The sequence below is a fragment of the Pantoea sp. X-Soil-OKNW-556 genome (genome assembly GCF_059730695.1).
Genome location: NZ_AP035990.1, coordinates 451,967 through 472,823 on the forward strand (window position 1 = coordinate 451,967; position 20,857 = coordinate 472,823).

17 protein-coding genes are annotated in these 20,857 nt (G+C 56.2%); 10 read left to right on the forward strand and 7 right to left on the reverse strand.

Features of this window, described 5'->3' with window-relative positions:
• Window positions 1–52: 52 nt before the first annotated feature.
• Both AC6I8T_RS01985 and AC6I8T_RS01990 read right to left on the reverse strand, forming a co-directional pair.
• On the reverse strand, window positions 53–1,408 hold the full coding sequence (locus AC6I8T_RS01985; protein WP_208724646.1) for a sensor histidine kinase: 1,356 nt from the start codon (window positions 1,406–1,408) through the stop codon (window positions 53–55).
• On the reverse strand, window positions 1,405–2,064 hold the full coding sequence (locus tag AC6I8T_RS01990; protein WP_021184146.1) for a response regulator: 660 nt from the start codon (window positions 2,062–2,064) through the stop codon (window positions 1,405–1,407). The genes AC6I8T_RS01985 and AC6I8T_RS01990 overlap by 4 nt, the downstream gene beginning before the upstream one ends.
• Window positions 2,065–2,227: 163 nt before the next feature.
• Here AC6I8T_RS01990 and AC6I8T_RS01995 point away from each other — a divergent pair, with 163 nt between their 5' ends.
• The 3 genes from AC6I8T_RS01995 to AC6I8T_RS02005 all read left to right on the forward strand — a co-directional run bounded on the left by AC6I8T_RS01995 (window position 2,228) and on the right by AC6I8T_RS02005 (window position 4,919).
• Window positions 2,228–2,596, forward strand: coding sequence for a helix-turn-helix domain-containing protein (locus AC6I8T_RS01995; RefSeq protein ID WP_013507554.1), 369 nt, complete (start codon window positions 2,228–2,230; stop codon window positions 2,594–2,596).
• A gap of 106 nt (window positions 2,597–2,702) precedes the next feature.
• On the forward strand, window positions 2,703–3,599 hold the full coding sequence (locus AC6I8T_RS02000) for a LysR family transcriptional regulator (protein ID WP_208724647.1): 897 nt from the start codon (window positions 2,703–2,705) through the stop codon (window positions 3,597–3,599).
• Between the two features lie 111 nt (window positions 3,600–3,710).
• Window positions 3,711–4,919 (forward strand): MFS transporter, encoded by a 1,209-nt coding sequence (locus tag AC6I8T_RS02005; RefSeq protein ID WP_208724648.1) that lies wholly within the window; start codon window positions 3,711–3,713, stop codon window positions 4,917–4,919.
• A 109-nt stretch (window positions 4,920–5,028) separates the two neighbouring features.
• On the opposite strand, the gene AC6I8T_RS02010 is transcribed toward AC6I8T_RS02005, so the two are convergent.
• Complete coding sequence (locus AC6I8T_RS02010) at window positions 5,029–7,419, reverse strand: glucose/quinate/shikimate family membrane-bound PQQ-dependent dehydrogenase (protein ID WP_036626384.1); 2,391 nt, start codon at window positions 7,417–7,419, stop codon at window positions 5,029–5,031.
• 284 nt (window positions 7,420–7,703) lie between these two features.
• A complete protein-coding gene (locus AC6I8T_RS02015) occupies window positions 7,704–8,303 on the reverse strand; it encodes a hypothetical protein (protein ID WP_497833456.1) in 600 nt (199 codons plus the stop codon).
• A 417-nt stretch (window positions 8,304–8,720) separates the two neighbouring features.
• Between AC6I8T_RS02015 and AC6I8T_RS02020 the strand changes: the two genes are divergently transcribed.
• Entirely contained in the window at window positions 8,721–9,992 is a 1,272-nt protein-coding gene (locus AC6I8T_RS02020; RefSeq protein WP_208724650.1) for an MFS transporter, read from the forward strand.
• Window positions 9,993–10,061: 69 nt separating this feature from the next.
• On the opposite strand, the gene AC6I8T_RS02025 is transcribed toward AC6I8T_RS02020, so the two are convergent.
• Entirely contained in the window at window positions 10,062–11,222 is a 1,161-nt protein-coding gene (locus AC6I8T_RS02025) for a Gfo/Idh/MocA family protein (protein WP_497833457.1), read from the reverse strand.
• Window positions 11,223–11,503: 281 nt separating this feature from the next.
• Between AC6I8T_RS02025 and AC6I8T_RS02030 the strand changes: the two genes are divergently transcribed.
• Both AC6I8T_RS02030 and AC6I8T_RS02035 read left to right on the forward strand, forming a co-directional pair.
• Window positions 11,504–12,370 carry a glucosamine kinase nucleotide-binding domain-containing protein gene (locus AC6I8T_RS02030; RefSeq protein WP_437180275.1) on the forward strand — a complete coding sequence of 289 codons (867 nt, stop codon included), beginning with the start codon at window positions 11,504–11,506 and terminating at the stop codon, window positions 12,368–12,370.
• Window positions 12,371–12,398: 28 nt separating this feature from the next.
• A complete protein-coding gene (locus AC6I8T_RS02035; RefSeq protein WP_021184155.1) occupies window positions 12,399–13,520 on the forward strand; it encodes an ROK family transcriptional regulator in 1,122 nt (373 codons plus the stop codon).
• A 378-nt stretch (window positions 13,521–13,898) separates the two neighbouring features.
• Here AC6I8T_RS02035 and AC6I8T_RS02040 read toward each other — a convergent pair whose 3' ends face one another.
• Both AC6I8T_RS02040 and AC6I8T_RS02045 read right to left on the reverse strand, forming a co-directional pair.
• Window positions 13,899–14,990: an ABC transporter ATP-binding protein gene (locus tag AC6I8T_RS02040; protein ID WP_021184157.1), complete on the reverse strand. Its 1,092-nt coding sequence runs from the start codon at window positions 14,988–14,990 to the stop codon at window positions 13,899–13,901.
• Window positions 14,991–15,002: 12 nt separating this feature from the next.
• Window positions 15,003–15,602, reverse strand: a complete 600-nt coding sequence (locus tag AC6I8T_RS02045; protein ID WP_021184158.1) for a GNAT family N-acetyltransferase — start codon at window positions 15,600–15,602, stop codon at window positions 15,003–15,005.
• 528 nt (window positions 15,603–16,130) lie between these two features.
• On the opposite strand from AC6I8T_RS02045, the gene AC6I8T_RS02050 reads away from it, so the two are divergent.
• The 4 genes from AC6I8T_RS02050 to AC6I8T_RS02065 all read left to right on the forward strand — a co-directional run bounded on the left by AC6I8T_RS02050 (window position 16,131) and on the right by AC6I8T_RS02065 (window position 20,620).
• Complete coding sequence (locus AC6I8T_RS02050) at window positions 16,131–17,471, forward strand: ABC transporter substrate-binding protein (RefSeq protein ID WP_021184160.1); 1,341 nt, start codon at window positions 16,131–16,133, stop codon at window positions 17,469–17,471.
• A 57-nt stretch (window positions 17,472–17,528) separates the two neighbouring features.
• The gene (locus AC6I8T_RS02055; protein ID WP_013507566.1) at window positions 17,529–18,401 is read left to right on the forward strand and encodes a carbohydrate ABC transporter permease; all 873 of its coding nucleotides are present in this window, start codon (window positions 17,529–17,531) and stop codon (window positions 18,399–18,401) included.
• Window positions 18,401–19,216 carry a carbohydrate ABC transporter permease gene (locus AC6I8T_RS02060; protein ID WP_497833458.1) on the forward strand — a complete coding sequence of 272 codons (816 nt, stop codon included), beginning with the start codon at window positions 18,401–18,403 and terminating at the stop codon, window positions 19,214–19,216. Before AC6I8T_RS02055 ends, AC6I8T_RS02060 begins: the two co-directional genes overlap by 1 nt.
• 78 nt (window positions 19,217–19,294) lie before the next feature.
• Window positions 19,295–20,620 carry a glycoside hydrolase family 28 protein gene (locus AC6I8T_RS02065; RefSeq protein ID WP_497833459.1) on the forward strand — a complete coding sequence of 442 codons (1,326 nt, stop codon included), beginning with the start codon at window positions 19,295–19,297 and terminating at the stop codon, window positions 20,618–20,620.
• The last annotated feature ends 237 nt before the right edge of the window (window positions 20,621–20,857 follow it).

Below are 20,857 nucleotides of genomic sequence, written 5' to 3' on the forward strand. Positions count from 1 at the left end.
CTACGGATGAGGAGCAGGAATAAACAGCGCCGTTACGGATGAGAGACAGCTATTAAGGGAGGGTAACTCGCACCTGCAAACCGCAAATCTGACCCTGCGGATTGAGGCAGTTCGACAGTGCCACCTGCATACGGTGTTTTTGCGCCACGCTGCGAACAATCGACAGCCCAAGGCCGCTACCCTGGGCCTGCACATCAGGCGAGCGAGTGAAGCGGTCAAACGCGCGTTCGATAAAGCCTTCCGGCATACCCGGCCCGTTATCAACAATATCCACCACGGTGTGATTGCCGACGCGATGCAGCAGCACATCCACCAGGCTGCCTTCGGGGGTGTGCAGCATGGCATTACCGATCAGGTTGTCAAACAGGCTGCGTAAATCGGAACGACTGGCCTGGATGCGGTAGTGGGCAGTGCCGTTAAAACCGATATCAATCCCGCGCTTATCGGCCACCACCATCAGCTGCTCGATACTCTCCTTCAGCAGGTCTTCCAGCTCAATATTTTCTACCGTGGCGACCACCGACTGATCTTCCTGGCGCGAGATGTTCAGCAGCTGTGTCACCAGATGGCGGGTACGGGTCACGCCCGCTTCCAGTTGATCAAACTGACGGCTGGCCTCGCCCGGTTGAATATGCTGGCGTAGGTTCTCCAGCTGCAACGTCACGGCGGTGACCGGCGTGCGCAGTTCGTGGGCGGCATCTTCGAGGAACTGGCGCTGTGACGACCAGGCAGCACGCAGTTTATCCAGCAGCGAGTTATAGGCGGCAACCAGCGGCAGGATTTCGTCCGGTAAGCCATCCGGGGGGACGCTGTCGGGATGCAACATCTCCTGGGCGGCAATCTGGCGCGAGGCCACGCGTAAGTCGCGCGTAATGGCGCGCACCACCAGCCAGATCACCAGCAGCGAGAGCGGCATCATTAAAATCAACGGAATAATGGCTGACAGTGCGCGCTTCACCATCACGCTTTTCATATAGCCGATGTTGTAGAGCACCTGAATGGCAGCGATTTCACTGCCGGGTTCGCCGGGGCGATTGAAGACACGCCAGTCGCAGTCTTCACAATCTCCGATCTTAACGTCACTCCAGCCTTTTTTATTTTGCAATGGCGCATTCAACTCCGGCCAGGAACTGGCGCGCAGCTGCTGATTGTCATCCCACAATTGCACCACATAGGCGCTTTTGAGTTTATCGGCGTTGAGCATCAGCGGCATCAGGGCAGGAATGCGTTTGCTGCTGGCCCAGGCATCGGCGATTTTTGCCAGCTGATCGTCCTTCATAGTGCCGATCATGTCGCCGTAGCAGCTGTAAAAATAGGAGGTGACACCACCGATCATCGCCAGATGCATCAGCAACAGGGTAGTCAGCAATTTATTACGCAGGGAACGCATAAACGTGAAGGGTTTCATATTGCAGGGACTCGCCACCCCAGGCCGCGCACGTTGCGAATCACTTCGTTATCCAGCTTGCGGCGCATGCCATGAATTAAGACATCAACCGCATTGCTGGTGACTTCTTCGCCCCAGCCGTAGATGCGGTTTTCCAGTTGTTCGCGTGAAAGAATGGCGCCCGGACGCTCCAGCAGCGCATAAAGCAGGGCGTATTCACGCGCGGTAAGTTGCTCACGCTGCCCTTTATACAGCACTTCACGCGTCATCATATCGAGCTGCACGTCGCCGCTGCCTAACAGGGAATCCGCCGCACCGTGACGACGTCGGGTAATCGCTCGCATTCGCGCCAGGACCTCTTGTAAATCAAAGGGTTTTAGCAGGTAATCATCGGCACCGCTGTCGAGTCCCTGAACACGCTGGGCCACGGTATCACGCGCGGTCAGCACCAGCACCGGCGTCATATCGCCACGGGTACGGGCGCGGCGTAGGACATGGATGCCATCTTCCCGCGGTAAGCCCAGGTCGAGTAACACGCAGCTGTAGCCGCCTTCAGTCCAGGCATTGGTGGCAAACACGCCATCCCGTACCCAGTCCACCGACCAGCCAGCGGCCTCCAGCGCCTGCTGCAAGTTCGCGCCAATCATTTCATCATCTTCAACCAGCAGCACACGCATGATGCCCTCCCAAATGTATGAACAAAGTGTAGCGCTGGAAAATTAGCGCAGAATTACACCCGTTTTCCCCTTGCTAATTCTGCGCTAATTTTCCGCTAATTAAGGGATAAATTTAACGCGCTAAAGTGGCTTCACTGGACATCACGTCGTATCAGGAGGAGCCATGAATCAGAGTCAATTTATCCGCAGTTTGCTGGACTGGATAGAAGACAACTTAGGACACGATTTGCATCTGGATGAAGTCGCACGCCGTTCCGGGTATTCCCGCTGGCATCTGCAACGTCTGTTTCGTCAGCACACCGGATTTTCACTGGCTGAGTACATTCGCCAGCGTCGGTTGACCGAATCGGCGTTGACGTTACTGAACAGTGATGAGGCGATCCTGCAAGTGGCGATGAGCTACGGCTTCGACACGCAGCAGGCTTACACCCGCACCTTTAAAAACTACTTCCGCGTCACACCGGGTCAGCTGCGTCGTCAGCGCCGTGTCGAACCGGATCGTCTGTTATTTCCGCTGGCGGTGGCCAGTTGAGTCGCCAACCTGATTTCCCGTTGCCATGTGGGCGCGGGAAATCAGGTGCTATTCCGCACTAATCCTTTTAAGCTGCTGTTCTCCCTTACTCTGCCGGTTATGGACAATGGACAACAGCGACAATCTCACCGCCATGATGCTGTTTGCGCGCGTGGTTGAACGGCAAAGTTTTAGCGAAGCAGCCCGCACCCTCGGCGTATCAAAATCCTATGTCAGCCGTGAAATTGCCCGGCTGGAAGTACGCCTCGGCATCAAATTATTGCAGCGCACCACGCGTAAAGTGGCATTGACGGAACTTGGCCAGGCCTATTATCCCTTTTGCATCCGCCTGATGGATGAGATGCATCGCGCTGATGCCTTTGTCCAACAGGTGCATCAACTGCCGACCGGCAACGTGCGTTTGCAGGCACCGGTGACCTTTGGCTGCCAGTGCGTGGTGCCGACGTTAAACCGCTTTATTCGTCGCCATATCCATATCAATGTTGATCTTGAACTGACCGATCGTGTCAGTGAAGACCTTTCGAACCTCGCGGATGTGGCGATCGTCATTCGCGCGCGCGCACCAGAAACCCCTGATTATCGCGAATTGAGCACCATTGACTGGGGCTTGTACGCCGCGCCTGATTATCTGGCCGCGCATCCGGTTATCGATCATCCCGAAAAGCTCACGCGCCACGATTTGTTGCTGTTCCACGGCCCAGCCCACACCGCTGCGCTACCGTTTCGCCGTGATAAGCAGCGGCTGGCGTTGGATGTTCGTAGTCGCTTCCGTGCCAATAACAGCATGGCATTGCTGAATGCGGCGCTGGCAGGCACCGGTATTGCCTATCTACCGGCTTATATGACGCGTGAAGCGTTGGCGCAGGGGGATATCGTGCAGGTGCTGCCGGAGTGGCAAATGGATCGCCTGCACAGTTATCTGCTGCTGAAAACGCAGCCAGAACCCTCCTCGCCAGTGACGTTATTGTGCGATGCGCTGATCACCGCATTGGGTGAGAACTGATTGTTGCATTTTGGCAACAATAGCGCGCTGCGTGGCAAATATCCCGGTCGCTCTGTTATCGACACGATACCGCTGTTAGCCTGAATGTCAGCTTAAAACAGGGATATCATCATGCAGCAACCTCCAACGGCGTTAGCGCCTGAACAGCAACACTGGCGGCGAAATTTGTTCGTCTGCGTACTCGGTTCCTTCAGCACCATCGTGGCGATGACGCTTCTGCTGCCGTTTTTGCCGTTGTATGTACAGCAACTCGGGGTGCAGGAACCGGCAGCGATTGCACGCTGGTCGGGGGCGGCCTATGGCGCTACCTTCCTCAGCGCTGCGCTGACTGCGCCGCTGTGGGGCAAGCTGGCGGATCGCTATGGTCGCAAACTGATGCTGATCCGCGCCAGCCTGGGGATGGCGATTGCCATGTCATTGATTGGTATGGCAACCGCGCCCTGGCAACTGGTGGCGTTGCGTCTGCTGGCTGGTTTGCTCGGCGGCTACGCATCCGGCTCCACCATCCTGGTGGCGGCACAAACGCCGAAAGAGCAGACCGGCTGGGCGCTGGGTATGCTGTCGTCCGGTATTATGGCGGGTAATGTGGTGGGGCCGTTACTGGGCGGCGTGCTGCCGCCGTTGATCGGCATTCGTCATACCTTTTGGCTGACCGGTGCGGTGATTTTTCTCGCTTTTCTCGCCACCACTTTTTTGCTGAAAGAAGCGCCGCGTCAGGCGAAAAAGGCGGTGCAGAGCAGCAGCGCCGATGAGAAAGCGGTGAACCTGCCGGTGGTACGTTTGATGTGGTTATCCGGCATGTTATTGATTTTCGCCAATATGTCGATTGAACCGATTATCACGCTGTATGTCGGGCAGTTTGTCAGCGGCGACCACGCGATTACCGTCACCGCCGGCCTGGTGATGGCAGCCGCTGCACTCGGCAGCATTCTTTCTGCACCACGTCTCGGACGGCTGGCCGACCGTATCGGTCATGGCCGGGTACTGATTTATGGTTTGATTGCATGCGCGTTGCTGCTGATTCCTCAGGCGTTTATTACCGCAGCCTGGCAACTGGTGGTGCTGCGTTTTCTGATGGGGATGGCCTTGGGTGGGCTGATGCCGTGCGTCACGGCGTTGATTCGCCACAATGTGCCGCAAACCCAGGTGGGGAAAATGCTGGGATACTCAACGTCGGCGCAGTATGTCGGTCAGGTGAGCGGCCCGTTGTTTGGCGGCTTTGTCGGCGGGGCTTTCGGCATGCGGCCAGTGTTTCTGGCAACCTGCGTGATTATGGCGTTGTGTGCGGTGTTGAATGCGCGGGTGCTGCGGAAGCATTGATGCGTAGCGGCGCGATTTATCGCGCGCCTTTAAAACTGCGCGATAAATCGCGCCGCTACGGTTTTGAATGCATAAAACAGGCGGACTGAGTCCGCCTGTTTTATTTACGCTATTTATTGTCCGGCAGTGCGTAGGCAATCACATAATCGCCCAGCTTGGTGCCAAACGAACCGTGACCACCGGCAGCGATGACAACATACTGCTTGCCATCCATTTCGTAGGTCATCGGCGTTGCCTGGCCGCCTGCTGGCAAACGTGCCTGCCACAGCATTTCACCGGTGTTGGTGCTGAAGGCACGCAGGTAGTTATCTGCGGTCGCACCGATGAAGAATACGTTACCGGCTGTGGTGATCGGGCCGCCGAGCATCGGCATACCCATCTTGAACGGCAGCGGAACCGGCGCGCTATCGCGAACCGTACCAATGCGTTTTTTCCACACGGTTTCGTTGGTTTTCAGGTCAACGGCAGAGACATAGCCCCACGCCGGTTGTTTACACGGCAGACCAAACGGTGACAGGAACGCGTTCAGCTCCACGCCATACGGCACGCCGTACTGCGGCTGGATACCGGTTTCGGTGCCAGAACCCCCTTCCGCGCCTTTCGGCGGCTCGATCGGGTTGCCCGGACCGCGCGGAATCAGTTTGGAGACGAACGGCAGGGCCATCGGGTTAGCGATAGCGATCTGGCGATGCGGATCGACCGCAATGCCGCCCCATTCGAACATACCGAGGTTACCCGGGAACACCAGCGTACCCTGCTCAGACGGTGGGGTGAACGGACCGTCATAGCGCAGACGCTTGAAGATCACGCGGCACACCAGCTGGTCGTACATGGTCGCGCCCCACATATCCTTATCAGTCAGATTCTGCTTCGGACGGAAGGTCAGTTCTGAATAAGGCTGAGTCGGAGAAACGTGGTCACCTTTCGCTGCGCCCTGCGGAACCGGGGTTTCCGGTGCCGGAACAACTGGCTTACCGGTGCGACGATCCAGCACAAAGATGTTACCGGTTTTCGCCGGAGCATAAATCACCGGTACGGTGTTGCCATCTTTGTCAGTGATATCGGCCAGCGTCGGCTGTGACGGCAGGTCCATATCCCACAGATCGTGATGCACGGTCTGATACGACCACACCAGCTTACCGGTGGTGGCGTTCAGCGCCAGTACGCTGCTCGCATAGCGCTCCTGTTCTGGTGTGCGGTTACCGCCCCAGATATCCGGGGTAGACACGCCCATCGGCAGGTAAACGATATCCAGTTTCGGATCGTACACCGCCGGCGCCCAGGAGTTAGGCGAGTTCATGGTGAAGGTATGTTCATCATCAGGAATCGCGTTCGGATCTTTCGCGCCCGGATCGAACACCCACAGCAGTTTACCGGTATTGACGTCAAAGCCACGGATGGCACCAGACGGCTCACGGGTTGAGTAGTTATCCGTCACCGCACCGGCAATCACAATGGTGGTATCGGTGATGATCGGTGGTGAAGTCGGCTCATACTGGCCTGGGGTCAGCACCGGCTGTTTGTGTTGCAGATCCAGCTCGCCGTTGTTGCCGAAAGCAGCACAACGCTCACCGGTTTCCGCATCCAGCGCGAACAGACGACCATCGTTTACCGGCAGGTAAATGCGGCGTGAGCACAGCGCAGGCTGGGTGCCAGACGCATCAGCAGCGGCCGGAACTTCGTGGTAAGAAACGCCACGACAGGTTACGTGCTGGAAGGTCGGGTTCGGCTTCAAGCCTGGATCAAATTTCCACTTCTGCTTACCGGTTTTCGCATCCAGTGCAAACAGGATTTGGTGCGGTGAGCAGAGATACAGGGTGTCGCGGATTTTAATCGGGGTCACTTCATCAGTGATTTCACCCGGATCGTTTGGCGTCTTCAGGTCACCCGTCTGGAACTGCCAGGCAACTTGCAGATTTTTCACGTTATCTGCGTTGATCTGCTTCAGCGGTGAGAAGCGGGTGCCTTGCTGGTCACGCGCGTAAGCAGGCCAGTCGCCATCGGCGATGTTGCTCAGCGGTTGTGCCTGCGGGGCATTGGCTTCGGTGGCTGGCAGAGTGCCATTCAGCTCTTGCGGATCGTGGAATACTGCCCACGCCAGCACCAGCGCACTGGCAACCAGGGCGATGCCCATAATGCCCAGCGCACCTTTTCCGGCGTTGTTGAGTTTGCGATACACAAACGGCAACACCAGCCAGACGCCAAAAATCACCAGCACGTCAGTACGCGGTGCCAGCGCCCAGAAGTCGAAACCGACTTCCCATACGCCCCACACCAACGTAGCCAGCAGCAGCAAGGCGTACAACACCAATGCTGAACCGCTACGACGCCACAGCAGAATAGCGGTGATTAACATAACCACACCGCCAATTACGTAGTACCAGGAACCTCCAATGGCGGCTAACCACGCGCCGCCAATCAGCATAAACGCCCCTGTCAGCAGTGCGAACAGCACTGTCAGGAAACGAATTACGCCAAAAGATGAGGAATTTTTCCCCATAATGTTGACCTCTTTTTTCGCCATAAGACTAAAGGAAACAACGCGTTGCGCCGAATCCCGATATAAGGTACGAGGTGATGTAAATGTCCACTCCGGAACGCTTCCGTGACGCCTGATGATCCCTTTGCGTTAAATTTTATCTTAAAAACGTTAACAGGTTTGATCTTTTTCAGCGCTTTGGACTTCAGAATGGGGAATGACACAACATTTTATAAGGGTATTACCGGTAACATGCCCGAATTGATCGGGCTGTTTTTGCTGAGCGCGCTATTTTGTGTAACCGTTTACACTTCAAATAAATCGCTGCTGGTGCGTTGTTCCTGCCAGCCACTGATATGTAATCGAGCATAGCACTCATCCGTCAGTGTTAAAGTCGGGGTGCGTAATATCACCTCTGCTTCTCTTTCCCGGAAGGCAGAGAGGAGAAAGGGAAAGCTGAACTTGAGATAATTTTCGTTGAAAAAAACATGGGTCAGCACAATGCCGCTGAAGGGAAATTCCTCAATATTTCGCCACTGGGTTCTCGGTGTCGCTACATCGTAGAGCCAGAAACTAAAATCCTGTGCCAGGGACTTTAGGGCGGGACCATTCTGCTGCAACGCCTCATAGTTAATGGCCAGTCGGACATTGTCTGATCGCAGGCAGGAATAATTTTCTGGTGTCTGTAATAAATCCGTAAGCCTATTTCCCTGTAATGGGGTAATTATTAACGCTGTTTCATCAAAAAATTGGTTATGTAAGGAAACTATGTTGCGATCGTTAAGTGATGCATGACTATTCTGCCCAGAATTTATAAGGGGTGATGAATAGCAAGCGCCGGTTATCCTGCCATCGAAGCGGCGGATACGCTCAGTAACATAAGGGTTGTATGAACTGTTTTCCATTTATCTCTATAAATATATTAATTAACTGGAAGGGTTTATTTATAATAAAAATGGTGCGACTGCTGCTGTGAACAGTTTTCTAATATAAAACGTTTCCTTTGTGAAGATCACCTTTTTTATCTGTCTCTGCTAAAGAGATATTAGGTATTATTAATACATTAATTAACGTCTTATTGCCCTTCTCTGGTGGTTTACGCTATTTCCTCAATAAAAAATAAGCCTGCTAATATTCAGAGCTCTATGCTTGGATTTTTTTTATATAACCAACTGTTTTTAAAGAGCACGCCTTGCCGTTGCCTGAGCCGCCAAAATCCCGCACTCTGTCGCCTGAAAAAGATAAGGAAAACCTCAGCGAGGTTTTTTCATAAGGCTTGTGCAACGACACTGGCCGGAACTGCAATTCAGGATGGGATAAATATGGGTTCTCTGACATCAGCAGCGGATGGCTCGCTGCTGCGGCACAGGTCGTTTGTTGCTTTCTGGCTGGCGCGCACCTGTTCCTCATTTGGTTTTCAGATGTTTTCCGTTGCCGTCAGCTGGCAAATCTACTCGCTGACCAACAGCGCGATGGCGTTGGGGATGATCGGCCTGATGCAGTTTCTGCCATCGGTGCTGTTGGCGTTACCAGCCGGACATCTGGCCGATCAGTTCGACCGGCGGCGAATTGTGCTGCTGGGACAACTGGTCGAGTGGGGAGCGCTGCTGGCGTTAGTGGCGCTGACGTTATTCAACTGGGCAGATAAAACCGCTATCTGGAGCCTGGTATTTCTGATTGCCGTCGCCAAGGCGCTGGAGTGGCCGGCATTATCCTCGATGCTGCCCGCGCTGGTGCCGCCACAGATTCTGGCTCGCGCAACGGCGGCTAACGCGGTCGGTGGACAGGCCGCGGTGATCATTGGGCCTACGCTCGGTGGGTTGCTGTACGTAGCCGGACCGGATGTGGTGTACGGTGTTTCGGCGTTGTTTTATTTGTTCTCACTGCTGCTGGTCAGCCGTATCCGCTATGAACGCCCGCCGCAAACGCGCCTGCCGATGAACCTCACCAACCTGTTTGCCGGTGTGCATTTCATCCGTGAACGCAAAGATGTGCTTGGGGTGATTTCACTCGATCTGTTTGCGGTGCTGCTGGGCGGGGCGACCGCGCTGCTGCCTATTTTCGCCAAAGACATTCTGCACACCGGACCCTGGGGGTTGGGGATGTTACGTGGCGCGCCGTCAGTCGGGGCGCTGGTGGTCGGTGTATGGCTCAGTCGTCACAAACTGGAAAAGCACGTCGGGATGATCATGTTTGGCGCGGTGGCCGGTTTTGGGGTGGCGACGCTTATCTTTGCGCTTTCCAGCCAGTTGTGGCTGTCGCTACTGGCGCTGGCCGCGCTTGGGGCGTTTGATATGGTCAGCATGGTGATTCGCGGCGCGTTGGTTCAGTTGGATACCCCGGACGATATGCGGGGGCGCGTCAACGCGGTGAACGCCATCTTTATTAATACCTCCAACCAGCTGGGTGAATTTGAGTCCGGGATGCTGGCGGCGTGGCTGGGTGCAGTGCCAGCTGCGGCGCTCGGCGGTATTGGTACGCTGGTGGTGGTGGCGCTCTGGATGACCCTTTTCCCGCATCTGCGGAAACGTCAGCGGCTGGAGAACGATCCGGTGGTGCCGCAGGCAACAAAAACCGGCCAACAGGCCGGTTAAGGGTATTGCCAGTCCGAACTGCCATGACAAAGCTCGCGATCAGGGGGCTGGGATCGCGAGCAGTGGCCGTCAGACGGCCGCTGTTTTCCCCAGGCTGGCATCAAATTTTTTCCAGCTTTCTGTCATATCCACCACGGTTTTCGATTTTCGCGCTTCGTCGATTTTTATCGCGGTGAGTCCCGCTTCCAGCGCGTCCACCACCGTGACCTTCAGCGGCGTTCCCTGTTTAATGTGTTTCACGATTTCTTCGGCCATCAGGGCATCAGCGCCATAGTGGCCATCGTAAGCGTTGCCGCTGTAGACGGTATCCACTTCACGTTCGCCAGTTCGGGCGTTGTGCACACGGAAGTAGTTACGTACAAAGTCGCCCTCAGCCATGCCATCGGTGCCCATGACGCAGAAACGACGGAACTCATCCGGCACGTTAAGGTTGGCGTGGAAGGCGAGGGTAGCGCCACCGGCGTATTCAATCAGCGCTGTCTGGTAGTCAACGATATCGGCGTCGCTGTCGAACACCGCATCGGTGCTTGACCAGCCGCTCGGCTTGACGTGATACAACTCGGAATCTGCCGTCACGGCACCTTGCGGCGCGTGTTGCGGGGTAAAGGATTTACGGCCACCAAAGCTGGCGACGCGCATTGGACGTTCACCCATCAATCCCTGATACAGATCGATATCGTGGCAGCATTTTTCCAGAATGTAGGGACCGGCGTATTTTTCCAGACGACGCCAGTCACGCTGGAAGAAGGCACCGTGGTACGGCTTGATATGTTCGGTGGCTTCGATGGAGGTGATTTCTCCGAGACGGTTGTCATCACGCGCTGAAAGCAGATCGTGGTACAGCGGCGAGTAACGCAGCACCAGGCCGACCAGAATGCGTTCATGCCCGTATTGCTGCACCAGCTGCGCCATCGCCATAGTCTGTTCTTCATTGATCACCACCGGCTTCTCAGTGAAGACGGTATAACCCGCGGCGAGTCCCTGACGGATATGCTCAAGATGCATAAAGTTCGGTGAACCGACCAGCAGCAGATCAAAGCCGCCATGACTCAGCAGGGCGTCGATGCTGTCGAATGCTTTGCCGGGATCGATGCCGAAGGTGTGAAGATTAGGTAAACCCGCCGGAGCCGGATCGACATAACCCACGACGGAGAACTCTGTATCGGCTTTGCTGAACTCTTTCACCACATGGGAAAGACGAAAGCCAAGACCAATAATGCCCACTTTCATGTTGTACCCCTGAAGCCCGTTGCCTGTTAGCCGCCCGACCCATCAGGCTGCTGATAATATGACCGCTAACTTATTACGGCAGAAAAACTAATGTCAATGGATATCCTGGTAAAAGAAATGCGTGTTTTTATTATTTATATGATTTTAATCATTTTTATTTGGTGTTGTGGCTTCCATATTTATTTGTTATTGCGATTTAAGTTTTTTTACCCTATCTTTCGCACATCTATATAGAGTCATTCCGTGCGGGGCAAAGCAGGAGGAAGCGCGTGCAGTCACTGATGCTGGGTATTGATGGTGGTGGTACGCACTGTCGTGGACGTCTCACCGACGCTCAGGGACAGCTGCTGGCGGAAGCGCGCGGTGGGCCTGCTAACGTCTGGTCGCAGTTTGAGGCGGCCATTGATGCGATTGATCGTGTGATTGACGATCTCTTCACCCAGGCGGCCTTACCGGCGACGGCGCGGGCGCAAACGGTGCTGGTGGCGGGGCTGGCGGGGGCCAATGTTGCCTCGGTGAAAGCCCGGCTGGAGAGCTGGCAGCCGGTTTGTCAGGCACGCTATCTCTTCACCGATGTCGAAATCGCCTGTGCCGGTGCGCATCATGGCGCGCCGGGTGCGGTGTTTATCACCGGCACCGGTAGCCAGGGGGCAGCCTGGGATGGCACGCAATTTACGCTGCTCGGCGGCTGGGGTTTTGCCCTGTCCGATGCCGGATCGGGCGCGGTGCTGGGCCAGCGCGCACTCAGGCTGGCGCTGTTGGCACACGAAGGCATTGTGCCACCTTCTGCGCTGACGCAACGCATCATGGCGCATTATCACGACAGCCCGGAACAGATGCTAATCTGGTCACGTCATGCCACTCCGGCTGACTGGGGCCGGGTGGTGCCGGACGTTTTCGCTGCCGCGCAGGCGGGAGATGTGCATGGCACGACGTTGATTCAGCAAACCGCAGCGGATATCGCGCAGATGGTGCAGCCGCTGCTGGCGCGTAGTCATGGTAATCTGGCGCTGATGGGAGGCTTAGCCGCCCCGATTCAGCCCTGGCTTCCGGCGGAGATCGCCGCGTTGCTGGTGCCGCCGCAGGGGGATGCGCTGAGTGGCGCGATCCGGCTTGCCACGCAGTTTAGCCTGAGCCAACCCGCATAACCTTTTCATTCTGCTGATAAAGAGAACCATGATCGCTCCGAACGTAACCGCCCGAATTCTGCGGCTGATTGTCGAAAATGCGCCGATCAGCCAGTCCGATCTGAAAGTGCGCAGCGGCTTGAGTATGTCAACGGTTTCGCAGGCCACCAATCGCCTGCTGACGCGGGGCATTGTGCAGGAGCTGGGGTTGCGACGCGTTTCGATGGGGCGTCCAAAAACCCTGCTCGGTCTTAATCCTGACCACGCCAGCGTGGTGGGTATCCAGCTCAACGCCGAACGCAATTTGATCGTGCTGACCGACCTTGGTGGCAACATTATTGGCGAGCAGCAGATGCCTTCCGGTGCGATGACGCCCAAGCAACTGGGCGATGCGCTGGCGAAGTTCTTGCGTGGCGTCGAGGGCAAGAAAGTGGGGGCGATTGGCCTGGCGCTTTCCGGATTGGTGGATGCCAGCAACGGATACTGCGTGCGCTCCCGCGTGCTGGACTGGGACAACGTGCCGATTGCTCGCCTGCTGGAAGAGCGTTTTTCGCTGCCGGTATTTATCGAAAACGACGCCAATGCGCTGGCGATGGCGGCGCTGGTTTTTGGTCAGCTCGGCCATGCTCAGTCGGCGATTATCGCCACCTTTGGCAAAGGCATTGGCGCAGGGATTCTGCTCGATCGCCAGCTATATCGGGGCCGCCACGGCAAAGCGGGGGAGATTGGCAATGCCCTGCTGGGCGACGGCTCCGAACGCCTGTTGGAGGATGTCGCCTCATCGCAGGCGATCCTGCAACGGGTGGCTGCCACGTTGAAAGATGAGGTGCCGCAGGCGTTGCGTGACCTCGATATGCGTCCGACTCCGGAGGTGCTGAGTGCGCTGGCGGAAGCCGGGCATCAGTTGGGGATGTCACTGGCGAACCTGTCAATTGCCTACGACCCGGATGTGGTTTATCTGGCGATGGAGCCGCAGATGGCGTCGCGTATCCTGCTGGACCATATCACCCAAAGCTTCCAGAACTATCGCCTGAAATTGACGCCGCATATGACGCCGTTGCAGTTCCTGACCGAGTCTAATCGGATGTGGGCGCAGGGCGCGGCGGGTTTTGCGGTGAATAAGTTGCTGGATTTGCTGGCCGCGCAGGCGGATGAAGAGATCGCGTCTTAAAACGGGTTTTGCTTGCATTGGCATCGGGGTGATTTCGTTCGCCACAGGCTGATGCAGTTTCAGCTCGCCGGTGCGGTGACCGAGCAAAGGGCGCCTGGCCGCGCCCTTTGCAATCCCGGGCCTCGCGCCAGCCTCTTTTTTGCGCGATTTATCGCGCCGCTACGGGTAACGTGCTGCCATTTATCGCGCAATGAAGAGAGCACCTGGCTTTCAGGCGGTGGGGTGGGCGGCATCCGCAGCGCCGAGCGCGGATTGTTAAGGCCCGCGCCTTCGGGCCTTAACCCGTCCGCCAGCACGGCGGTGCTGAAACTACCTGATGCCCGGCGGGCGGAATCTTCCCGGTGCCAGACCGCTGCTGGCCCGGCAGCCGAAACCTCCTCACCGCAACCGCATCCCCTGCTCATCAAACAACAAACAACTCCCCGCATCCAATTGATAACGCATCAGTTCGCCAATCTCATGATGAGTCGCATGGCGCTCCTCAATCACCAGCAGACGCTCCTGCCCGACATCCAGATAAAGATAATTGGTATGTCCCAGCATCTCGCTGAACGACAGCGGTGCACTAAAACTCAGCGGCGCGTTGGCATCCGGGGCGAGCTGAAAATGCTCAGGCCGCACCCCCAGCGTCACTTTCTGCCCTTCGTGGCAGGTCGCCGCCAGCTTCAGGGTTAACGCCTGAATCCCCAGCGATGGCACGCGTAGTTGCACCTGACCGGGGGCCAACGCCGCCACTTCGGCTGGCAAGAAGTTCATTTTCGGTGAGCCGATAAACCCGGCGACAAACAGGTTATCCGGGTCGCGGTACAACTCCAGGGGTGCGCCAACCTGCTCAATCTGCCCCTTACGCAGCACCACGATACGGTCAGCCAGCGTCATCGCTTCTAACTGGTCATGGGTAACGTAAATCATGGTATTGCCGAGTGAAGCGTGCAGGCGGGCGATCTCAATACGCATCTGCAAACGCAATTCGGCATCGAGGTTCGACAGCGGTTCATCAAACAGGAAAATGCGCGGATGGCGAATAATGGCGCGGCCTATCGCCACGCGTTGACGCTGCCCGCCGGACAGAGCACGCGGCAGCCGATCCAGCAATTCCGTTAAATGCAGACGCTCGGCGGTCTGGCGTATCGCCTGTTCAATCTCCGCTTTCGGGCGTTTCATCACCTCCAGCGGATAAGCGAGGTTGCCGCGTACCGTCATATTCGGGTAGAGCGCGTAGGACTGAAACACCATCGCAATACCACGCTCGGTGGCGGGTTGGTGCGTCATATCCGCCCCCTCAATCAGCAACTTGCCGTCGCTGATCTCCTCCAGCCCGGCAATCATGCGTAACAGCGTCGATTTACCGCAGCCGGAAGGGCCAACAAACACCACAAACTCGCCGCTGTTGATGGTGAGATCGATACCGTGAATCACGTTCACGTTCTCATAGGATTTCTTAACGCTTTGCAGATGCAGGCTGGTCATGCTGTGTCTCGCTTAAAGTAACTGGCCCATATAGATGGCGTTGCTGCGCACGATAGGCGTAAAGCCAAGGCGCTGATAAAAACCGCACACCTGCTCGTTTTGCAGGCTGACGCCAAGATGTACGCCGGAAACGCCGGCCTGACGCAGCAGCGTCAACAATTGCTCGATCAGCTTACGTCCCCAACCGCCTTGCTGTGCCACAGGCAACAGATTGATATGCAGATGCGCAGGCCACTGGCTTACCAGTTGCTCGGCGGCGGCATCCGGCTGACGGATGGCATCCAGCACTTTGCTGTCGAGTGGTGCGCTGGCGGGAGTGGCGCGATATTGCGTCTGCAACATCGGCCACCACTGTTGATTGAGGATGGCCTCAAACGTGCGGGTATCCGGCACCGCTACGGCGTAGCCCACCACCTCGCCGTGCTGCTCCAGCACCAGGGCAAACTCAGGGACGAAGCGCGCGTAAGGGATCACAAAGCGCAGGCCAGGCAGGGCGGGATCGGAATAAAGCGCCGTCGCATCCTTTCCCGCATTGGCGGTTTCTAAGCAAATACGCGAGAGCGCGGGAAAATCCGCCTCGGTGGCGTGACGAATAACACCTTCAGCCGTCATGGTGGAGCCTCTGTGGTCAGGAGATGAACAGTTTTTACGGTAATGAAAGCTGACTTAGTTTTCAAGGTGTAATAATTGCGTCATCCCGCAAAGCGGCACAGAAGCATAACCGCAGCGCATGACTGATGCGATGACAGTCGCGCTAAAATGCGCTGGCTGGTCCTTGCTGCGCGGGCCTTGTACCCATTCCCCTTCGTTTCTTCGTCATAACTATACGATTTTCATATGCTCTATCAGTGGCTTAATGGCTGGCAAAATCACGAGTGATTTATGCTGGTCATCATTGCTGACAGGCTGATTACCGCCAATTTTTGCTGAATTAAGCAGCATTCTCTGCTGATCGACGGGCCTTTCTTCTCACTTTTTGCACTGCATCACAGAGCAAAAATTCCGCGCCGCACAGGTTTGACTTTCTTTTGTTCATAAAGTAAGTATGGATAAGCGCGATATTTCTGCTGAATCAACCTGCGGGATCTGCGGGTGTCGAGATGAAGGGATGCCAGTCATCTGTTGGAGAAACCGAGCATTATGTGTGAGTCAACCGTACGTTCGCAGTACTTCCATCGCTCTCTGCGCACCCTGTCTCGTCTGGTTTCCGCTGGGGTACTGCTCGGCGCATCGATGGCGCAGGCCGCCAGCGTGACCCTTAACGAATGGGACATTTATAACTATCCACAGCAGACCGAAGCGGTGGATCAGGCGATTAAAGCGTTCCAGCAAAAAAATCCGGGCATTGTCATCCAGCGTTCCGTGCACTCCTTTGAAGATACCCGCATCCCGCTCAAACTGGCGCTGACCGCCGGTGATGGCCCGCAGATTGCGCAGGTCAACCAGGGCGGCGGCGATATGGGATCGCTGGTCAAAGACAAATTACTCTGGCCGCTGGATGATTACGCCAAAACCTACGGCTGGACCACGCGCTTCCCGGATTCGATTCTGAAACGCAACCGTTGGTCTGATACCCAAGATTTCGGTAGCGGCAAGTTGTACGGCGTTGCCAGCCTCGGTGAAATGGTCGGTCTGTACTACAACAAAGCGTTGCTGGATAAAGCCGGCATTGCGGTGCCAAAAACCCTGCCGGAGCTGGAACAGGCAATGGAAAAACTGAAAGCGCAGGGCACCGCGCCGATGATGCTGGGTTTGCTGGACGGCAATATGGGGCAGCAACTGCTCAGTACCCTTTGGGAAGCGCAGATCGAAAGCAGCGATCGCAAAAAACTGGATGACCTGATTTACGATGTCGGCGGCACCTTCAAAGATGACAAGTTAGTCAAAGCCGCCAACATGATGAAAAGCTGGAATGACAAAGGGTATTTCTTCCCAGGTTTCCAGGGGATTGGTCATGACGATGCTGCCACGCTGTTCCAGAACGGTCAGGCGGCCTTCCTGGTGAGCGGCACCTGGTATCTCGGTCAGTTCAAAGACAACAAAGATATTCACTTCGCGGCAATGCCGATGGGCGAGGGCGTGCAGCATGCGTTAATGGTCGGGGGCACTGACCTGGCGTTCTCCATCACCAGCACGGCGAAAAGCAAAGAACAGCAGGATGCCGCGGCGAAGTTTATCGACTACATCGTGTCGGATGAGATGGCTAACCGCTGGCTGAAAGTTGGCTTCCTGCCTGCCAGTGCCAGCAAAAATGCACAGATCCCGTCGGATAACCCGCTGCTGGCGGAAACGTATCAGGTGTGGGTGACGCTTAATGAACACGATGGCCTTGGTCACTACGTTGACTGGGCGACACCGACCATGAACGCCGAGCTGAACCAGAACGTGCAGCTGCTGCTGGCGGGACGTCAAACCGCTGACCAGATGGTCACCAACTTCGACAACAACTATCAACGTTACCTGAAAACCCTTAAGCACTGATAAATCCGGTCCGGCAGCGATGCCGGACCGCAGACAGGCCCGCAAGCGAGTACGGTTATGCTGAACAAATCTGCCTGGCGCAATGCGCTCTATCTCCTGCCCGCGGTGCTGGTGTACGCGGTCTTTCTGTTGCTGCCGCTGCTGGCGTCGCTGGGCATCAGTTTTACCGAGTGGGACGGTACCTCGATGCCGATCTTTACCGGCATCAGCAACTATATGCGTATGTTCAGCGACCCGGTGTTTTGGGTGGCGCTGGGCAACAACGCGCTGTTGATGTTGTTCTACACTCTGCTGCCGATTGGTGTTGGGCTGCTGCTGTGCAGCTTCCTGTATGAAACGCGCAGCAACAAGGAGCGCAGCCTGCTGCGTATCTTCTTCTTTCTGCCTTATATCATGCCGATGGCGGTACTCGGCGTGGTGTGGCGTTGGCTGTACAACCCGGCATTTGGTCCGATTGACCAGTTCCTGCGCGCCATCGGATTGCCGCAGTTGGCGATCTCCTGGCTAGGCGACTTCACCTGGGCGCTCCCCGCCGTCGGCTTTGTCGCCACCTGGTACTTCTTTGGTTTTTGTCTGGTGCTGTTTATGGCTGGCCTGCAACGGATGGATCCGTCATTGCTGGAAGCAGCGGATCTGGATGGCTCCTCGCGGCGGCAGAAATTTATGCGCATCACGCTGCCGTCACTGCGCCCGGAGCTGCGCATTGCCTTGCTGCTGACGGTGATCGCCAGCCTGAAAGCCTTCGACCTGGTCTATGTGATGACGCAGGGTGGGCCGGGCACCGCCACTATGGTGACCAACATCTTTATGTATAAGCAGGGCTTCGACCTGCACTACTTTGGCTATGCCTCGGCAGTGGCGGTATTCAGTATGATGATTGTGTTGTTGATCAACGCGTTAATTCACTTTGTTATTCGGGAGCGTCACTGATGCGTGGCACGCCAGTTGTTTCTCGTGCGCTTATCTGGATCGTCGCGCTGATGACCATCCTGCCATTTCTGATGGCGCTGATGACCTCATTCAAAACCCAGATGGAGCTGTTCCAGGGGGTGTTTACCCTGCCATCTTCGCTCAACTTTAAAAACTACGTCACCGCCTGGCAGCAGGGCCATTTCAGCGTTTACTTTATGAACTCGGTTTTGGTGGTGATCCCGGTGGTGATTAGCAGCATCCTGCTGGGCATTCTGGCCGGGTTTGGTTTCGCCTGGTTGAAGATTCCGGGCAAAAAAGTGGTGGCGGCGATGCTGGGTCTGGGGATGGTGCTGCCAAGTGAGGCCTTTATCATTCCGCTGTACCACGAGTTGCGCTGGATGGGGCTGACCAATACTTATCTGGCGCTGATCCTGCCGCAGATTGCGCTGTCGCTGCCGTTCACCACCCTGATGATCGCCACGGCGCTGCAACAGGTGCCGCGCGAGTTGGTGGAGGCTTCAGTCATGGATGGCGCGTCACGGCGCAAAATTTTGTGGGGCATTCTGGTGCCTGCCATCTGGCCGACGTTGTCCACCCTGGCGCTGCTGCTGTTTATCTGGACGTGGAACGAATTCCTGATCCCACTGATTCTGGTTAACAAAGACGAGCTGCGTACCCTGCCGATTGGCATGATGTTCTTCCAGAATAAAAACACCATCGATATCCCGGTATTGATGGCTGGCGCGATGATCGTGATCCTGCCGCTGGTGGCGGTGTTCCTCATCTTTCAGCGCAAATTTATCAGTGGCGTGACCGAAGGCGCGGTGAAATAAGCACCTTGTCCATCAGCGAAAGGTTTTCGCGCCATGTGCATGCTGCAATGGCCTTACGCTGCAACTCAGGAGAACCGCATGCACCTTTCACTGGCTGATTTTCACCCCGTCGCTGACGGCGAAACCCTCGATACTGATTGTTTTCAACGTGCGCTGGATCAGCTGGCGCAGCAGGGCGGCGGGACGCTGACGGTGCCAGCGGGCCGCTATCGCCTCGGCACCCTCACGCTGGGTTCCCATCTCAACCTGCATCTGGCGGCGGGTGCCACCTTGCTGGCAAGCCAAAGTGTCGAGGATTATCAACGCTGTCTGGCGCAGAGTCAGGCCGAGCTGTCACAGCATGTGCTGTTGTATGCGGTCGGCCAGCGCAATATCAGCATCAGCGGTAAAGGGGTGATTGATGGCGATGGTGAAGCCTGGTTTGCCGCCGAGAAGGATGAGCAGGGTTATCGACAGCCACGTCCTCAGCGCCCACGGATTATCGTGTTTGAAGATTGTGAGCAGGTGACGCTGCGGGAGTTCACCATTGTGCAGGCACCGATGTGGACGGTTCATCTGGTGAGCTGCCGCCATGTGCATATCGAACACCTGACGATTGATAACGCCATGACCATGCCCAATACCGATGCGCTGGATATTGATAGCTGCGAAGCGGTGTTTGTCAGCAACTGCTACCTGAGTGCGGCAGATGACGCCATTTGCATCAAAACCACGCAAAAACCCGCCCCTCTGCGGCGTGCAGCGCGGCAGATTATGATCAGCAATTGCCAACTGCGTTCTTACAGTTGTGCGTTCAAGATCGGCACGGAAACCTTTGATGATGTGGAAGATGTCACCGTCAGCGGCTGCACCATTTTCGACTCCAATCGGGCGATTGGCCTGTTGTCGCGCGATGGCGGCAGTTTCCGCCGCCTGTTATTCAGCAATCTGACGCTGGCCTGCTACCTTGCGCCACCCTGCCACTGGGGCAAAGCCGATGCGCTGTTTGTTTCGGTACGCGCCCGCGATCCGGCGATCGTGCCGGGCGTTATCGAACAACTGCAATTCAGCAACGTCAGTGGCGTGATGGAAGGGGCCATCAATCTGCATAGCGAGGTGGCAGGGCAGATCCGCGAGGTGATGCTGAGCAACGTGCAGTTGCGTCAGGTGGCCGCTGAAGGACAGGGATATTACGATGTGCGCCCGCCGTGTAATCCTGAATCACCAACGGGGATGGGACTGGATAATGCCTACAAGCTGGATAGCCAGACCGGGCAGGCGTTTGGGGTTGTGGCTTATCCACATGGTCTGCCGGGCCTGTATGCGCGCGGGGTGGAGAACCTGCAATTGCATAACGTCACCATTGTGCGCCCACAGCCATTGCCGACCGGCTGGCATAGCGAAACGGTACAGATTTTGCCGTAAGGCGATGGACACTTTGCGCGATAAATCACGCCGCGACGATAACATCGCGCCCTGCTGTAATGGCGCGATAAATCGCACCGCTACGTTAACATCATGAAATTACACCGCGACGATAACATCGCGCCCTGCTGTAATGGCGCGATAAATCGCACCGCTACGTTAACATCATGAAATTACACCGCGACGATAACATCGCGCCCTGCTGTAATGGCGCGATAAATCGCACCGCTACGTTAA

Excerpts from the sequence above, each read along its gene's own strand:
- AC6I8T_RS01985 (WP_208724646.1), bottom strand. The coding sequence starts at position 1,408 with ATGAAACCCTTCACGTTTATGCGTTCCCTGCGTAATAAATTGCTGACT.
- AC6I8T_RS01990 (WP_021184146.1), bottom strand. The coding sequence starts at position 2,064 with ATGCGTGTGCTGCTGGTTGAAGATGATGAAATGATTGGCGCGAACTTG.
- AC6I8T_RS01995 (WP_013507554.1), top strand. The coding sequence starts at position 2,228 with ATGAATCAGAGTCAATTTATCCGCAGTTTGCTGGACTGGATAGAAGAC.
- AC6I8T_RS02000 (WP_208724647.1), top strand. The coding sequence starts at position 2,703 with ATGGACAACAGCGACAATCTCACCGCCATGATGCTGTTTGCGCGCGTG.
- AC6I8T_RS02005 (WP_208724648.1), top strand. The coding sequence starts at position 3,711 with ATGCAGCAACCTCCAACGGCGTTAGCGCCTGAACAGCAACACTGGCGG.
- AC6I8T_RS02010 (WP_036626384.1), bottom strand. The coding sequence starts at position 7,419 with ATGGGGAAAAATTCCTCATCTTTTGGCGTAATTCGTTTCCTGACAGTG.
- AC6I8T_RS02015 (WP_497833456.1), bottom strand. The coding sequence starts at position 8,303 with ATGGAAAACAGTTCATACAACCCTTATGTTACTGAGCGTATCCGCCGC.
- AC6I8T_RS02020 (WP_208724650.1), top strand. The coding sequence starts at position 8,721 with ATGGGTTCTCTGACATCAGCAGCGGATGGCTCGCTGCTGCGGCACAGG.
- AC6I8T_RS02025 (WP_497833457.1), bottom strand. The coding sequence starts at position 11,222 with ATGAAAGTGGGCATTATTGGTCTTGGCTTTCGTCTTTCCCATGTGGTG.
- AC6I8T_RS02030 (WP_437180275.1), top strand. The coding sequence starts at position 11,504 with ATGCTGGGTATTGATGGTGGTGGTACGCACTGTCGTGGACGTCTCACC.
- AC6I8T_RS02035 (WP_021184155.1), top strand. The coding sequence starts at position 12,399 with ATGATCGCTCCGAACGTAACCGCCCGAATTCTGCGGCTGATTGTCGAA.
- AC6I8T_RS02040 (WP_021184157.1), bottom strand. The coding sequence starts at position 14,990 with ATGACCAGCCTGCATCTGCAAAGCGTTAAGAAATCCTATGAGAACGTG.
- AC6I8T_RS02045 (WP_021184158.1), bottom strand. The coding sequence starts at position 15,602 with ATGACGGCTGAAGGTGTTATTCGTCACGCCACCGAGGCGGATTTTCCC.
- AC6I8T_RS02050 (WP_021184160.1), top strand. The coding sequence starts at position 16,131 with ATGTGTGAGTCAACCGTACGTTCGCAGTACTTCCATCGCTCTCTGCGC.
- AC6I8T_RS02055 (WP_013507566.1), top strand. The coding sequence starts at position 17,529 with ATGCTGAACAAATCTGCCTGGCGCAATGCGCTCTATCTCCTGCCCGCG.
- AC6I8T_RS02060 (WP_497833458.1), top strand. The coding sequence starts at position 18,401 with ATGCGTGGCACGCCAGTTGTTTCTCGTGCGCTTATCTGGATCGTCGCG.
- AC6I8T_RS02065 (WP_497833459.1), top strand. The coding sequence starts at position 19,295 with ATGCACCTTTCACTGGCTGATTTTCACCCCGTCGCTGACGGCGAAACC.